Source organism: Uliginosibacterium gangwonense DSM 18521 (assembly GCF_000373965.1).
Lineage (GTDB): Bacteria > Pseudomonadota > Gammaproteobacteria > Burkholderiales > Rhodocyclaceae > Uliginosibacterium > Uliginosibacterium gangwonense.
Map to the genome: position 1 here is coordinate 214,455 of NZ_KB892846.1, position 15,251 is coordinate 229,705.

The 15,251-nt window shown below is 59.8% G+C and carries 13 protein-coding genes; 11 read left to right on the plus strand and 2 right to left on the minus strand.

From position 1 onward, the window contains the following. Window positions 1-15 precede the first annotated feature (15 nt). From B145_RS0112490 to B145_RS25505, 11 genes are all read left to right on the plus strand, one after another. A complete protein-coding gene (locus B145_RS0112490) occupies window positions 16-795 on the plus strand; it encodes a peptidylprolyl isomerase (RefSeq protein WP_018607757.1) in 780 nt (259 codons plus the stop codon). Window positions 796-954: 159 nt separating this feature from the next. Further along, window positions 955-2,766, plus strand: coding sequence for a type II secretion system protein GspD (locus B145_RS25490; protein WP_157288396.1), 1,812 nt, complete (start codon window positions 955-957; stop codon window positions 2,764-2,766). After that, window positions 2,763-3,926: a tetratricopeptide repeat protein gene (locus B145_RS27520; RefSeq protein WP_018607759.1), complete on the plus strand. Its 1,164-nt coding sequence runs from the start codon at window positions 2,763-2,765 to the stop codon at window positions 3,924-3,926. Before B145_RS25490 ends, B145_RS27520 begins: the two co-directional genes overlap by 4 nt. 5 nt (window positions 3,927-3,931) lie before the next feature. Beyond that, on the plus strand, window positions 3,932-5,656 hold the full coding sequence (locus tag B145_RS0112505; protein ID WP_018607761.1) for a GspE/PulE family protein: 1,725 nt from the start codon (window positions 3,932-3,934) through the stop codon (window positions 5,654-5,656). An 11-nt stretch (window positions 5,657-5,667) separates the two neighbouring features. Next, window positions 5,668-6,864 carry a type II secretion system F family protein gene (locus tag B145_RS0112510; RefSeq protein WP_018607763.1) on the plus strand — a complete coding sequence of 399 codons (1,197 nt, stop codon included), beginning with the start codon at window positions 5,668-5,670 and terminating at the stop codon, window positions 6,862-6,864. A 14-nt stretch (window positions 6,865-6,878) separates the two neighbouring features. Beyond that, window positions 6,879-8,408: a hypothetical protein gene (locus B145_RS0112515; RefSeq protein ID WP_018607765.1), complete on the plus strand. Its 1,530-nt coding sequence runs from the start codon at window positions 6,879-6,881 to the stop codon at window positions 8,406-8,408. Next, window positions 8,405-8,995 (plus strand): hypothetical protein, encoded by a 591-nt coding sequence (locus B145_RS0112520; RefSeq protein WP_018607767.1) that lies wholly within the window; start codon window positions 8,405-8,407, stop codon window positions 8,993-8,995. Before B145_RS0112515 ends, B145_RS0112520 begins: the two co-directional genes overlap by 4 nt. Next, on the plus strand, window positions 8,992-9,396 hold the full coding sequence (locus tag B145_RS0112525) for a hypothetical protein (protein ID WP_018607770.1): 405 nt from the start codon (window positions 8,992-8,994) through the stop codon (window positions 9,394-9,396). Before B145_RS0112520 ends, B145_RS0112525 begins: the two co-directional genes overlap by 4 nt. Beyond that, complete coding sequence (locus B145_RS27525; protein WP_018607773.1) at window positions 9,393-10,178, plus strand: type II secretion system protein; 786 nt, start codon at window positions 9,393-9,395, stop codon at window positions 10,176-10,178. The genes B145_RS0112525 and B145_RS27525 overlap by 4 nt, the downstream gene beginning before the upstream one ends. Window positions 10,179-10,193: 15 nt before the next feature. Beyond that, complete coding sequence (locus tag B145_RS0112535; RefSeq protein ID WP_018607775.1) at window positions 10,194-11,525, plus strand: adenylate/guanylate cyclase domain-containing protein; 1,332 nt, start codon at window positions 10,194-10,196, stop codon at window positions 11,523-11,525. Between the two features lie 123 nt (window positions 11,526-11,648). Then, window positions 11,649-13,541 carry a GGDEF domain-containing protein gene (locus tag B145_RS25505; RefSeq protein WP_018607779.1) on the plus strand — a complete coding sequence of 631 codons (1,893 nt, stop codon included), beginning with the start codon at window positions 11,649-11,651 and terminating at the stop codon, window positions 13,539-13,541. On the opposite strand, the gene B145_RS0112545 is transcribed toward B145_RS25505, so the two are convergent. After that, window positions 13,486-14,436, minus strand: coding sequence for an electron transfer flavoprotein subunit alpha/FixB family protein (locus B145_RS0112545; protein ID WP_018607781.1), 951 nt, complete (start codon window positions 14,434-14,436; stop codon window positions 13,486-13,488). The two genes, B145_RS25505 and B145_RS0112545, sit on opposite strands and share 56 nt — an antisense overlap. Continuing rightward, on the minus strand, window positions 14,433-15,194 hold the full coding sequence (locus B145_RS0112550; RefSeq protein ID WP_026259088.1) for an electron transfer flavoprotein subunit beta/FixA family protein: 762 nt from the start codon (window positions 15,192-15,194) through the stop codon (window positions 14,433-14,435). Before B145_RS0112550 ends, B145_RS0112545 begins: the two co-directional genes overlap by 4 nt. Window positions 15,195-15,251 lie beyond the last annotated feature (57 nt).

Below are 15,251 nucleotides of genomic sequence, written 5' to 3' on the forward strand. Positions count from 1 at the left end.
ACCAGGACATTACTGATGAAACTGAATGTGAGTTGTCTTTTCGCCGCCCTCCTGCTCGTCAGTGGCGCCGCTTTTGCTGCCGACAAGCCGATTGCCAAGGTCAATGGTGCCGCCATTTCCGCCGCAGTCAATGAAGCGCTGATCGACGAACAAGTCCAGCAAGGCGCTCAGGTCAATGACGAACTCAAAAAAGCCGCCCGTGATGAGTTGATCCGCCGCGAAGTGCTCGCCCAGGACGCTCACAAGCAAGGCTTGGACAAGAAGTCCGAAGTGGCCGCCCGCATGGAACTGGCTCGTCAAGCCGTTCTGGTTGGCTACTATGTCGATCAGTGGATCAAGACCCACCCGATTTCTGACGACAAGCTCAAGGCCGAGTATGACCGTCGTATAACGGGTATGAAAGATATGGAGTACAAGGCCCGTCACATCCTGGTTGAGAAGGAAGACGACGCCAAGGCCATCATCACCAAGCTGCAGACCGGTGCCAAATTTGAAGACTTGGCCAAGGACTCCAAGGACACGGGCAGCAAGGACAATGGTGGCGAGCTGGGCTGGTCCCTGCCGCAAAACTACGTGCAGCCGTTTGCCGATGCACTGCGCAAGCTGGAAAAAGGCAAGTTCACCACCGTGCCGGTACAAACCCAGTTTGGCTACCACGTCATCATGCTCGAAGACACCCGCAAGCCCGAACCGCCCAAGTTTGAAGACGTGAAGGGTCAGCTGCAACAAGGTATGCAACAGCAGGCACTGAGCCAGTTCGTGGCCGAAATGGTGAGCAAGGCCAAGGTCGAGTAAATTTGTCGATTCCGGCTACACCAGCAAAAAGGGTCCGCGTTGCGGGCCCTTTTTTTACCTGTGCGGCAAACAAGGCAGCCCCATATCCCGCATGGACGCTGGCTTGATCGCAAATATGCGCTAATATCGCAGAAACACTGAAGACGAGGAGCTTTGCACGTGACTCAACGAGGAAGAATGTGGTCACTCGCACTGGCTTTGTTGCTAGGCGGCTGTTCAGCGTCGAATGTACGACTTGGGGCAGACGAACACCTGCAGGCCCCAGAAGCCAATACGCCCCATGCCAGCACAGGAGAGATCCCCTCGCCTGTCCGGCAAAGCTTTGTTTTGCCAGCCCCCAAGGCCCAGCCCAAAGCAGAAACCTACTCCGTCGTGGTCAACAAGGTTCCCGTGCATGAGCTGCTGTTTGCCTTGGCACGCGACGCCAAGATGAATGTCGACATCCACCCAGGCATCGAGGGGACCGTCACCCTCAATGCCCTGGACCAGACCTTGCCGCAACTGCTCACGCGGGTGGCCAGCCAGGTCGATATGCGTTTCGAGATCAATGGCAGCAATCTGGCCGTGATGCCCGATACCCCCTTCCTGCGCACGTATCGAGTGGATTACCTCAGTCTGAACCGGGACGCCAGCAGCTCCATGTCCATCTCCAGCGCGGTGGGCTCTTGGACGACCAGCGCATCGACCACCAGCAATGCCACCAACTACTCCCAGAACGGCACAGCCAACTCACTGGGTAGTACCGCCAAAAACCATTTCTACGAAACCCTGGTACAGAACCTCAAGGATCTGCTGCGCGAAACAGACAAGCAGATTCCCTCCTACTACTGCACCAATGAAAATCAGGTGCAGGCAACGGGCCAAGCGCAGGACTTTGGTGTGGCCGCAGTGACAGCCCCCACCGCAGTATCTCCCTCAGGCATACAGGGGATCACACAGGAACGCCAGAGCCCCACAACCCAAACACAACGCAAGTGCCTGGAACTCAAGGAGGCTGCCACCATCATCTCCAACCAGGAGACCGGGGTGATCACGGTACGCGCCACCTCACGCCAGCATGAAAAGGTGCAGGAATTTCTGGATTCGGTACTCAACCGCGTCAAGCGTCAGGTGCTGATCGATGTCACCGTGGCCGAGGTCAAGCTCTCGCACAACTACCAACAGGGCATCGACTGGACGGCCTTGAACCTTTTTGACACCGGACTGAAATTCATCCAGGGTGCCGCCGGCAGCATCACTGGGGCGACCTCCAGCATGGCTCAAGCGAGTTACAACTCCAGCGGCGGCAATTTCACCAGCACGGTGAAACTGCTGGATGCGTTTGGCACGGTGAAGATCCTCTCCAGTCCCAAGCTCTCGGTGCTCAACAACCAGACAGCCGTCATGAAGGTGGTTGATGACAGCCTGTATTTCACCTACGAAATCAAGGAAACCGACGCCACCACCACTACGGCAGCCAAAACCACCATCACCTCCACGCTGCATTCGGTACCGGTTGGGCTTGTGCTCTCGATTACGCCACAGGTTGGCGATGATGACATTGTCACGCTCTACATCCGCCCCAGCATTTCACGCGTTATCGGTGAGAAAACCGACCCCAGCCTGAGCCTGATGTCCACCACGGCCAGCGCACTGACCAACACGATCCCCATCATCCGTTCGCGCGAATTTGATTCGGTCATGCGCGTATCCAACGGCAATATCGCCGTCATGGGTGGGCTGATGGAAGACATTCTGGAAAATACCGACAACATGGTGCCTGGACTCAGTAACACGCCTCTACTGGGCGGACTGTTCCAGAATCGGGATGACACCAAGACCAAGACGGAACTGGTGATCTTTGTGCGCCCCACCATTGTGCGCGACCCCAGCCTTGAGGGCGACTACAGCGCGTTTGACAAGTACCTGCCCAACGACCGTTTCTTTGATCGCACCGCCGGGCCAACGCTGACCCCAGGAGTCCCAAAGTGAGCCTGCTCATCGATGCGCTGAGGCAGGCCGAACAAACCCGGCAAGAGTCTGCTGCCCCAACCGAGCCAACCGCAGCCCCCAAACTGCGCCTGGAGCCCTTGAGCGCACAAGAGGCCATGCAGGCAGAGGAAATGCTCAGTACCCCGCCTGCATCGCGCAGATCTCCTTCTCCCAATGCCCAGCAAACCCAACGGGCGGCTGCGCAGCAGATGTTCTCAGCCAAGCAGGCGGGTCCGAACCGTTTCCCCCTGATTCTGGCGATTACCGCCCTGAGCATATTGGTAATAGGTTCGGCTTATCTATGGTGGGCCACACAACCCCGTAGCCAGATTGCCCTACACCCAACAACGGATGCTCCTGCCGTACAGCAACCTATCCTGCCACCCTTACCTGTCAGTCAGTCCGCCACATCGCCTGTGGCAGACACCCCGCCACCCTCCGCACCACGCAAGGTACAAGGCGTAGAGCCTGCGCCCGCCGGGCCCCCCTCTGCTTCCGTCAAAAAGGCCGCACCCACACAGCTTGCGACACTTGCCGAAGCCACCTCGCCTACCGTAAGACGCACAACGGCCGCAAGCGCGGCCCCCTCAACGCTCAACCAGGCCTATGACGCCTATGCCCAGGGCAATCTGGCGCAAGCCTATACGCTGTATCGTGAAGCCTTGCGCAACGACCCCAAGAACACGGACGCACTGACCGGGCTGGGCACGCTCTCGCTACGCGCTGGCCACCAGGAAGAAGCCACCCGCTACTTCCGCGAAGCCCTGGTGGCAGACCCCAAAAATCCGCTGGCCCGCAGCCAGCTTCTGTCCATGCAGGCAGACGCAGCCCCGCAGGAAGCGGAAAGCCGCCTGAAAAGCATGCTTGCCGAGCAGCCTGATGACCCCTCCGCCTACTTTACCCTAGGCACGCTCTACACCCGTCAAGGGCGTTGGAAAGAGGCGCAGCAAAGCTTCTTCCAGGCCTATACGCTGGATGGCAAGAATCCGGACATTCTGTACAACCTCGCCGTAAGCCTTGAGCATCTGCACCAGAACAAACTGGCCAGCCAGTTCTATGAACGTGCAGCCGCCGCTGCTGCGACCATGACAGCGGGTTTCGATGCGCAAGCCGCTGCCCGCCGCGCCCAACAACTTGCAACTGAGACTGCTGGCAACTGATTCACATGAGCACGTCTGCCCCTCCCCCCCACCACCAGCCCCTTGGCCAACTCCTGATCGCCCACGGGGTGATCACCGACGACCAGTTGCGCATCGCCCTGCATGAACAGAGCATGACGCATCTGGCATTGGGCAAGCAGCTTGTACAGATGGGCTTTGTGACGGAAGCGGCGTTGCGCGACGCACTTTCCGAATCACTGGGCAAGCAGGGCGTGGACCTCACTCATGCAATCGCTGACCCGGATGCCTTGGCTCTGGTGCCTGAAGAGCTGGCCCGTCGCCACCGCTTCTTGCCGCTGCGCTGGGAAGCGGAGACGCGTACCCTGACGATTGCCACCTCGGACACCGATGACATCGTCGCGCTTGACCGTCTGCGCGCCCAACTCCCGCCCGAATCCCGCATCGAGTCCCTGCTCGCAGGCGAGAGCGAAATCATCCGGGCCATTGATCAATACTATGGTTTTGAGCTTTCCATTGATGGCATCCTCACCGAAATCGAAACGGGAGAAATCGATTACCGCTCGCTTGCAGCCAGCGCGGAATACAACCAGCCGATTGTGCGGCTGATTGATTCGCTGATGTCCGATGCGGTCAAACGCGAAGCCTCCGATATCCACTTCGAGCCTGAGGCCAGCTTCCTGCGCGTGCGTTACCGCATTGATGGGCTGCTCCGCCAGATACGCGTTCTGCATAAATCATACTGGCCTGCCATGGCCGTGCGTATCAAGGTGGTGGCGGGGCTGAACATTGCTGAAACCCGCGCCCCACAAGACGGACGCATCTCGCTCAACGTGCGCGGCCAGCCCGTGGACTTCCGGGTATCGGCACAGCCGACAATACACGGTGAGAACATCGTCATGCGGGTACTGGATCGCAAGAAAGGCATTGTGCCGCTCGACGGCCTCAATCTTTCAGACTCTCAACTCGAACTGCTGCGCCTGATGATTGCCCGTCCGGAAGGCATCATCCTCTTCACCGGCCCGACCGGGAGCGGCAAGACCACCACCCTGTATTCGATCCTCAATCACATCAATTCCGAGGGGATCAATATCATGACCTTGGAAGATCCTGTCGAATACCCCATGAACATGATTCGCCAGACCTCCATCTCGGAGGCCAGCAAACTCGATTTTGCCAATGGCATCCGTTCGATGATGCGCCAGGACCCTGATGTGATCCTGGTAGGCGAAATCCGCGACCATGAAACCGCAGAAATGGCCTTCCGTGCGGCCATGACCGGGCATCAGGTGTATTCCACCCTACACACCAATTCGGCGATTGGCGCCATCCCACGCCTGTTTGACATCGGCATATTACCGGACATCCTGGCGGGCAACATCATCGGTGTGGTCGCCCAACGCCTGTTGCGCAAGCTCTGCCCGCATTGCTGCCGTGCCCGCGCGCCCATGCCATTCGAATTGAAACTACTCGGCGTCAGCGGTGATCGCCCGCCCCCTATCCTGTATGACCCCGTTGGCTGCCCCCGCTGCGACAACCAAGGCTACAAGGGGCGAATGGCCATCATGGAACTCATGCGCATGGATGCGGACATCGACGAACTCATCGCCCGGCGCGCCACCTTCCGTGAAATGCGCAATGCAGCCCGCGCCAAGGGTTTTCGCACCCTGGCCGAAGATGGGCTGCGCCGGGTTTTTGATGGCATCACCTCGCTTGATGAGCTGGCACGCGTCGTCGACCTCACCGAGCGCATGTTCAGCGCAGAACACTGAGGCCGCCCACCATGGCAATCTTCTCTTACAAGGCCATGAATACCGAAGGGCGCATCGTGCACGGCCAGTCTGATGCCATCAACATCATCGACCTGGAACTGCGCCTCAAGCGCATGAACCTGGATCTGATTACCGGCAGCCCCTCGCGCCAGATCAATCTACAAGCCCAGATACCGGTGCGTGAGCGTATCCACTTCTGCTTTCACCTGGAGCAACTCACCCGCTCGGGCGTGCCGTTGATTGAGGCCCTGGCCGATCTGCGCGACTCCACTGAACACCCGCGCATGCGTAGCGCCATTGCGGCCATCGTGGAATCCATTGAAGGCGGGCAAACGCTCTCGCAGGCGCTCTCCGAGCACAGCAAGATATTCAACCCGGTTTTCTGCTCACTGGTGCGTGCGGGGGAAACCTCCGGCAATCTGCCCGAGGTGTTGCGCGAACTGACCACCTCCCTGAAGCGTGAAGATGAGTTATCCGCCTATGTCAAACGCCTGGCAATCTACCCCAGCATCGTGTTGCTGATCACGCTGGCTGCAGTCATCGTCTCAATGATCTACGTGGTGCCTGAACTGGCCAAGCTCTTCCGCTCCACCGGCATTGCGCTACCGCTGCAAACGCGGCTCCTCATCGGCATTTCGGACGCATTCCGGCATTATTGGTTCATCATTCTGCCGGGGCTGGCCGGTAGTGCCATCGGGCTCTCCGTGCTCATCCGCGTCAATCCCGCTGCGGCATTGCGCTGGGACGCGCTCAAGCTCAACATGCCGCTATGGGGCTCGGTCTATCGCAAGATCATCCTGTCGCGCTTTGCCAGCCTGTTTGCCATGATGTATTCCTCTGGCATTGCCATTATCGACACCGTCCGGGTCGCCCAGGACATTGTCGGCAACCGCATCTTGCGTCAGGCACTCGAACGCGTCGAACAGCTTATCGCAGAAGGGCAGAACGTTACCGCTGCGTTTGCCAGCGTGGGGCTGTTCCCGCCGCTGGTGGTGCGCATGCTGCGGGTCGGCGAACATACCGGTTCGCTGGATCAGGCACTGCACAATGTCAGCTATTTCTATGAGCGGGATGTGCGTGAATCCATCGAGCGCCTGCAGGTGATGCTCGAACCCCTGCTCATCCTCGTGCTGGGCGGGCTGATGATGTGGATTGCACTGTCTGTACTCGGGCCGGTGTATGACGTCATCACCCGTATGAAGATCTGACCGGGGCCCAGGACATGTTCGCCAAACACTACCTGCACCTGATCACCTCGCTTGGCTTGAGCGTGTGGGAACGCCAGGGCACCCAGCTCAAGTGCATTGCCCGCTTTGTGGAGAACGATCAGCTTGCTGGCACTGAGGCCTTTGCGCAATGGCTCGCCAAACATCCCAGGGCCGTGCACCGCATCCTGCTTGACCTGCCGGACGAGGGCTTTCAGGTCGAACAGATTCCCCCGGTATCGGGCTCCGACCGCAAAACACTCATCAAACGCCGCCAGCTTCAGCAATTCCTGGGCACCCCCTACTCAACGGCCTTTTCGCTGGGGCGCCTGGGTGAAGGGCGGCGCGATGAACGCATCCTGCTCGTCGCACTCACCCGCCCCGCCGCGCTGGAGCCCTGGCTGGAGTGCCTGCGTACAACCCAGGCACGGCTCGCAGGCGTCTTCTCCAGCGCCTTGCTCACCCGACAACTGCTGAGCAGCATCCAGCCAGATAACCCGCAAGGCCTGATTCTGAGCCTGTCCCCGGCAGGCATCCGGCAAACCTATTTTGAACAGGGGATGCTGCGCTTTTCCCGCCTGACCCCGCCACCCGATGGGCTGGCGAGCGATTGGGGACAAACTTGTCTGCATGAGGCGCAAAAGACTGCGCAATACCTCACCGCACAGCGCTGGATCACGCGCAATACGCCGCTACCGGTATGGCTGCTGGCGCAGCGGGAAGATTTTGCGTCCCTGGTCGGGGTACAGCAGGGCATCGACCAGATCAACAACCAGCTTGAGTTCCGCCTGGCCAGCCTGGATGCCATTGCACATCAGGCGGGCATGCGCCAGCCCTTTGAGGGCTCTGACAGCAGCGCCCTGATGGTGCATCTGGCCCTGCGCGAAAAGGGTCCGCAACTGGCGCCCGAAGCAGACAGAAGGTTCTTCCACATCTGGCGCATCCGTACCGCCATCGCGCTGCTGGGGCTCGGCGCCAGCCTGATCCTGTGCCTGATGGCGCTAGCCAACCATCGTGAAACACAAGCGCTGGCAGAGCAGGATCGGGCCTTGCGCGAAGCCATGCAACTGGACGGGCGCCGCTACGATCAATTGCTGGCCAGCCTGCCCCGCCTCCCCACCACTCTGGAGACTCTGCAAGGCGTGGTCCAGGCTCAGGCCCGCTTGAACACCGACAAGCACCAGCCCATCCGGGCCCTTAAACAAATCGCCCAGGCACTTGCCCCCTACCCAGACATCACCCTACAGGCCCTGAACTGGCAGCCCAATAGCGGTGGGCGCAACAAGCAGGCGGAGCCGACCATGCCCCAAAGCATGGTGTATACCCTGGACGCTTCCCTGGCCGAAAACCAACTCGATGCCCGGGCCGTCATCGCCCGCATCCAGTCCTTTGCCGATGAACTCAAACGCCAGACGCATGCCGAAGTCATTGGCTTGAAGACACCTTACGAAAGTGAGTCCACCAAAACCCTCAGCAGCGATGCCATCCAGCATCAGGGCAGGCTACTCTTCCAGATCCAGTTGAAAATGCCGGAGGCCCAACCGTGATCCGCCACCTTGCAGGCAGCATCATTTTCTCGCTCATCCTGATCGGCGGCAGCTACACGCTCTACAACCTGTCGCAACAGCGCTTGGTCAAAGCGCAGATACAGCATGCAGCCTTGCGCACTGATGCCCATGACATCAACCAGCGCCTGCAACGCACGCAGCAGGACGAGCCTGCGGTGCGCATCGCCATCAGCCGCTTCGAGGCCCTGAGCAATCTGGGGGTGATCGGCCCGGAACGCCGCCTGGAATGGTCTGACCAAGTCAAACTCATTGAGCAGAACCTGCACATCACCGATGCGCGTTACACCCTTTCGCCCCAGAAACAAATCATGCCGGTGCAGGGTGCCACGTCCTACAATATCCTCGGTAGCAGCATGCAGTGGCATGCCAGCTTGTTACACGAAGGTGATCTGGTACGCTTCCTGGCCGCATTGCCGGAGATTACCAGTGCGGTGGTCGTGCCCTCGCGTTGCACGCTGACCGACCGATCAAGCCAGAGCACCGTGGGAAGCAGTATTGATGCAGACTGCCAATTCGACTGGCTGACCGTCGCCCCAGCCCAATTGACCAAGACTGCAACGCCATGATCCCCCATCGCCCAAGCCTCCGCCCCTGCCTCACCCTGGCCTTGATCCTGGGCTTGGGCCTGCTCGCCCCCGGCTTGACGCTTGCCGCCGCCGATGACGATCTAGGCCGCCTGTTCCACACCCCGGAGCGCCGCGCCCAACTCGACGAAATGCGCCGCCGCAACATCCCCATCCTGTCCCAATCGCAGCCCACCATGGACAGCATCGCCCTGCAAGGCATCGTGCGCCGCTCCAACGGCCACACCACCCTGTGGATCAACGGCCAACCGGTTCAGGACAGTGGCATCCGCACCCACCGCAATAGCATCCGCGTCCCGCTGGGCAACGGCCAAACCCGCCAATTAAAGGTGGGGGAGCACATGGAAGTCAGCAGCCAGTCTGCGCCGGGAGACGGAAAATGAGTCCACGCGCTGCGCCACAGGCCCAAACGGGTTTCTTTCTGGTAGAAGTTGCCATTGCTGTGATCGTATTCGGTATCTTGATGGCCGGAGCCATAGCCGTGCTGCGTCTGCAAACCGAGCGTGCCCAACGGGGGGAAACCCAATCCGCCTTGGATGAGGCCAAACAGGCACTTTTGAGCTACGCAGCCAGCAATGGGCGGCTCCCCTGCCCTGCCAGCCCCACCAACACCGCCCCGTCAAGCTTTGGTGAATCCGAGGCGCTGGTCAGCGGCAGCTGTGAGCACGTCCGGGGCATACTGCCATGGAAAACCCTCAATATCCGTGGCATGGATGGCTGGGGGCAGTATTTGAGTTACGCCGTCACCACGCCCCTGACCAACGTGCTTGCCGACTCAGGCAACCGAATCACCGGATTCACGGGCGAGACGGCAGGAACCCTCAATCTGCAGATATCATCCACACAAAGCCTCACGCCTGCCTTTGTTGTCTGGTCGCATGGCAAAAACGGCAGCTACGGCATCAACGCTGATTTATTCACCTTGCCCGGCAGCAATAATACCGACGAAAAGGCGAATGATCCCAAAAGCATTTCATCTGTCGATCTTGTCGCGCATGCCGAAGAGTATGATGCCAATGACAGCACGAAAAGCTTTGACGATATTGCCACCTGGGTCTCCACTTACGTTCTCACCGGTGCAGTAAGGGGAGGCGGATTTTGCGTACCGCCCAACGCAAGCGCAACGAGTTGTACACTCCCGCCCCCAACATCCAGCAGCGGTTAAGCCCCCGTTTTTTGCATGCAGACAGAAGCCACCACCTTCCTCCAGCGCTTACGCTCCGCCGGGGTTACTCCGGAGGATAGTGACGACCTGCGCCAGCAGAAGTCCCTGCTGTATTTCGTCAGCGGTCTGGTCAGCGTAGCGGCAGCTTTGTGGTTGCTGGTGTACTGGCTGGCCGGGCCAAGGCTGTCTTCATCCTTGCCGTTTGCCTTGCAGGTGGCCATCAGCGGCAATCTGTTTATTTACGCGGCATGGGGAAACTTCAAGGTCTTCCGCAATGCCTTGCTGGGCATCCTGCTTTTTTTCCCATTCGTAGCGCAATGGGCCTTGGGTGACTTCGTCACCGCATCCGGCCTGGTACTTTGGGGCTTATTGGCGCCCTTGTGCGCCCTGCTATGCCTGGGGGTGGAAGAATCCGGGCCGTGGTTCTTTGCCTATGTGGTGCTCACCGTCGTGACCGGCGCCACCGATTACTTCCTGGCCGACACGGGGGCCGCCACCAACGCAGTCCCCCGGCAGATATCGCTACTGTTTTTTGCGCTGAACTTTGCCACGATATCGATTCTGGTCTATCTGAGCATGCGCTTTGCCATTGCCGAGCGCAATCGCACCTTGCTGAAGCTTGAGGACGCGCATGCACGCCTGGCAATTGAACAGGCACGCTCGGAGCGCCTGTTGCTCAACATCCTGCCCGCCCCAGTGGCCGAGCGGCTGAAAGACCCGACTGCGCGGGTTGCCGATGGCTATTCCGAAGTCACGGTGATGTTTGCCGACATCGTCAACTTCACCGAACTGGCTTCCAAGATGTCGCCAGACGCCGTGTTTGCGCTGCTCAACCATGTGTTTGGCAAATTCGACGAGATGGCCGAGCAGCACGGCCTGGAGAAGATCAAAACGATTGGGGACGCCTACATGGTCGCCGGGGGCCTGGATGAGCAACATCCCGATCCCTGCCAAGCCATCGCAGAGCTGGCACTAGATATGTGCGCGTGGCTGGCACAGGATGACACCCTTAATTTCAGTCGCCCTTTACAACTGCGTATCGGCATCGGCACCGGCCCGGTGGTCGCGGGTGTAGTCGGCAAAAAGAAATTCATCTACGATTTGTGGGGCGATACGGTCAATCTGGCGCACCGCATCACTAGCGAGAGCATGCCGAACACCATTCTGTGTGATTCGACCACCTTCCTGCGTCTGAAATACCGCTACGTATTCGAAGACCCGGTCACCCTTCGCCTGAAGGGCAAGGGCATGGTCAGCGTATGGCGTCTACTCACCCGCCCACGCCCCAATCAGGGCAGTGTCTATCTGGGCGAATCCCCCACGCTGGATATTGACCTGACCGGTTGAGCCTGCTTTTTTCACTTCCTTGTGACGCAGTTGTGCATCGTCAAACATCCCAGGCCAAAGTGAAATCCTGGTGCAACATGAGTTCGCAACACTTGGGACAAAGCCTTTGTCCCGAAAGTTGCCATGCCTCCCTTGCCTTGCCCTGTCGCCTCCGATTATCTGCAACAACAGATCCCCCAAACTTTGCTTGAAAGTGGAGAGCATCGCCTGCTGCGCCAGATCATCACTGAAAAAATGCTGGACGTGGCATTCCAACCGATCCTGGGTTTGGCCTCGCGCAACCATCTGGGCTACGAGGCGCTGATCCGCCCGCGCCACACAGAGGTTTTCCCTGGGCCGAGCGAGCTGTTCGCCATGGCCGAACGCTGTGGTCTGAGTACTCCGCTGGATCATGCCTGCCGCGAGGTCATCCTGCGCCGTTTTGCCGAACTGGGCTTGCCGGGAACCCTATTTCTGAACGCCACGCCCAACAGCCTGTTTGATCATCGTTTCCAGAACGGGGAAACTCAAGGCTTGCTGCGCTCGCTGGATCTGCCTGCCTCAAGGATCGTAATCGAGATTACCGAAAACCAGAAGATCAACGACTTTGGCGCTTTCCGTGAGGTCCTGGGTATCTTTCGCAACAAAGGCTTTCGCTTTGCCATCGATGACCTGGGCCAAGGCATGTCGAACCTGCGGATGTGGACCGAGATCCACCCGGAAATCGTGAAGATCGACCGCCACTTCATCGACGGGATTGCCGAAGACGCGCTCAAATTTCAACTGGTACGCGCCATGCACGGCATGGCCGAGACTTGCGGCGCCTTTCTGATTGCCGAAGGGGTCGAACGGCAGGAGGACTTTCTCGCTGTGCGTGACATTGGCATACCCTTCGTGCAAGGCTATTTCGTCGCCCGCCCAAGCCCGATACCGGAGAAACAGCCTCAACGCAGCGTGCTGGAAGTGCTCAGTGGCAGCCGCATCTCGGTGTTCCCCTCCAGCACCAAAGCCGTGGGCAACAGCGTCACGGCGCGGGCGCTGGTGCAAGAAGTACAAGCCGTGGCCCCTACCCTCAATTGCGAGCATGTCTTTCACCTTTTTGAAGAGCAGCCGGAATTGCGTGAGCTGGCCGTGGTGGCGGAAGATGGCGCCCCACTCGGGCTGATCCACCGCAACAAGCTCATCGATGATCTGGCCCGCCCTTTCCGCCGGGAACTGTATGGACGCCGCCCGTGTGCCGGGCTGATGGATCGCGCCATCCTGTTGATTGACGAAAGCATGCCGATCCAGGATCTGGCGCGCCAGCTGACCCGCGCCACACGCAGCGTGCTGCACGAGGGCTTCATCGTGACCGAACAAGGCCGCTATCTGGGAATCGGCTACAGCCAGGACATGGTGGCGCTGATCACCGACATGCAGATCCGTGCCGCCCGTTATGCCAATCCACTGACCCAGTTACCCGGCAATGTGCCCATCAACGAGCACATCGAGCGGCTGCTTGCCAACCAGACCCGTTTTGTCGCCTGCTACGCAGACCTGGATGCCTTCAAGCCTTTCAATGATGTTTATGGTTACAGGCGGGGAGATGACCTGATCCAGTTGCTAGGCGATCTGCTGGTGGAAACCGCCGATCCACGCGAGGATTTTGTCGGCCACATTGGTGGCGACGATTTCCTGGTACTGTTCCAGAGCAAGGATTGGCAGAGCCGCTGCGAAAGGGTACTGGCGCTATTTGAGCGACGCGTGCGTCCGCTCCTGAGCGAAGAGGATCTCACCCGTGGCAGCATTGTGTGCGAGAACCGCAGCGGGCAACTCATCCAGCATAGCCTGCCCGCCTTGTCGATTGGTGCGCTGCCTGTGGAGCCGGGTAGCTTCGGCTCCCACCACGAGATTTCTGCCGCAGCGGCGGAAGCCAAAAAGCAGGCCAAACGCATCCCGGGCAACAGCCTGTTCGTGGAACGCCGCCGTGCTGCCTACCCGATCACACTGGATGCTGGGCCTGCAGCGCAGCCAACCACTGTGGCACCGTGTCGTTAAGATCCCCCACCAAGGCGTAATCGGCCACCTGGAGCAAAGGGGCCTCTGCGTCCTTGTTGAATGCCACCACCACGCGTGCGCCACGAATCCCCGCCACGTGCTGGGCAGCGCCGGATATGCCAATAGCAATATACAGCTCTGGCGCCACAATCTGCCCGGTCTGGCCGACCTGCCAGTCATACGGCGCAAAACCTGCATCCACTGCAGCACGCGTTGCGCCAATGGCGGCACCCAACATATCGGCCAAGGGATAGATCAGGCGGGCAAAGTTATCCTTGCTGCCCAGGCCCTGCCCCCCGGCCACAATGACTTGCGCATCTGCCAGCGCGGGGCGTGCGCCCCCCTGATACTGGCGGGCGATACGCTGGCTGACGCCCATGTCTGGCCCAGCAGGGGCAACATCCACCGGCGCAGCACTTGTGCTGCGCGCTGCGGGGGCAAACGCGCTGGGGCGAATGGTGAGCACCTTGACCGGCTCCCTGCACTGCACGGTACTGAGCACATTGCCCGCATAGGTGGGACGCACGAATAAGTCCGGTGCCAGAATCTGGATCACATCGGAAACCGGCGCCACATCCAGCATGGCGGCCAAGCGGGGCGCCAAGGCCTTGCCGAATGGCGTGGCCGCAAATACCACGTGGGTATAGAGCGCAGCAGTCTGGGCAATCGGCAGGGCCAGATTCTCGACCCCATGATCTCGATAGTGGGGGGCGGCCAGACAGCGAACCCGTGTCACCCCTTGCAGCATGGCGACTTCGGTACATACGGCTTCACCCGGATCGGTCGCCAGCAGCACATGTACATCACTCCCCAGTTGGCGGGCGGCGGTCAAAACCTTGGCGCTAGCAGGATGCAGGTGGCCTTCACGCAATTCAGCAACGAGCAGGATCGTCATGCGCAGCCCTCCGCCAACACACCTTTCTGGCGCAGGGCTTCATCCAGCTCAGCCACAGAAGAAAGTATGCGGACCGCATCACGCGATGGCGGTTCGGCACAGGCGATCTGCGGGATGCGTGGTGCAAGATCAAGGCCCAGGTCGCGAGCCAGAAGTGTCTCGATGGGGGCACGGCGTGCCTTCATCACATTGACCAGCGAGGCATAGCGCGGCTGGTTCAGGTGCAGCTCTGCACTTACCAATGCAGGCAAGCTCACTGACAGAGTGTCGGTACAGCCATCCAGTGCGCATTCAACAATCAGGCGATCCGCTTCACACTCCAAGCGCGTGGCAAAACAGGCCTGGGGCCAGCCCAACATCGCCGCCAGCATCGGGCCGACTTGGGCAGCATCATCATCAATGGCCTGCTTGCCACACAGCACCAGATCCGCCGCTTCACGCTGGGCCACAGCGCGCAGCACACTGGCCACAGCCAGCGGCTCCAGGGCAGCATCACTTTCAACCAGCACGGCGCGATCCGCCCCCAGCGCCAAAGCATGGCGCAGTACATCCTGGCAGACGGCCTCCCCACAGGTGACCACCACCACCTCGTCTGCCTGCCCGCGTTCCTTGAGGCGCACGGCCTCTTCCAGCGCCACCTCGTCAAAGGGATTCATGCACATCTTCTGCCCGGCCAGATCCAAGCCCTGCCCGTCGGCACGCCAGCGCACCTTGATATTGGGGTCAAGCACACGCTTGACCGGCACTAGCACCTTCACACTTTCTCCCTTCATCCTGCCAAAGCTCAATAAATAACACTTGTGCGCCACAGACAC

Bases quoted from the DNA above. Each gene is read 5' to 3' on its own strand.
- B145_RS0112490 (WP_018607757.1), top strand. From the start codon at position 16: ATGAAACTGAATGTGAGTTGTCTTTTCGCCGCCCTCCTGCTCGTCAGT.
- B145_RS0112505 (WP_018607761.1), top strand. From the start codon at position 3,932: ATGAGCACGTCTGCCCCTCCCCCCCACCACCAGCCCCTTGGCCAACTC.
- B145_RS0112510 (WP_018607763.1), top strand. From the start codon at position 5,668: ATGGCAATCTTCTCTTACAAGGCCATGAATACCGAAGGGCGCATCGTG.
- B145_RS0112515 (WP_018607765.1), top strand. From the start codon at position 6,879: ATGTTCGCCAAACACTACCTGCACCTGATCACCTCGCTTGGCTTGAGC.
- B145_RS0112525 (WP_018607770.1), top strand. From the start codon at position 8,992: ATGATCCCCCATCGCCCAAGCCTCCGCCCCTGCCTCACCCTGGCCTTG.
- B145_RS27525 (WP_018607773.1), top strand. From the start codon at position 9,393: ATGAGTCCACGCGCTGCGCCACAGGCCCAAACGGGTTTCTTTCTGGTA.
- B145_RS0112535 (WP_018607775.1), top strand. From the start codon at position 10,194: ATGCAGACAGAAGCCACCACCTTCCTCCAGCGCTTACGCTCCGCCGGG.
- B145_RS25505 (WP_018607779.1), top strand. From the start codon at position 11,649: ATGCCTCCCTTGCCTTGCCCTGTCGCCTCCGATTATCTGCAACAACAG.
- B145_RS0112545 (WP_018607781.1), bottom strand. From the start codon at position 14,436: ATGACGATCCTGCTCGTTGCTGAATTGCGTGAAGGCCACCTGCATCCT.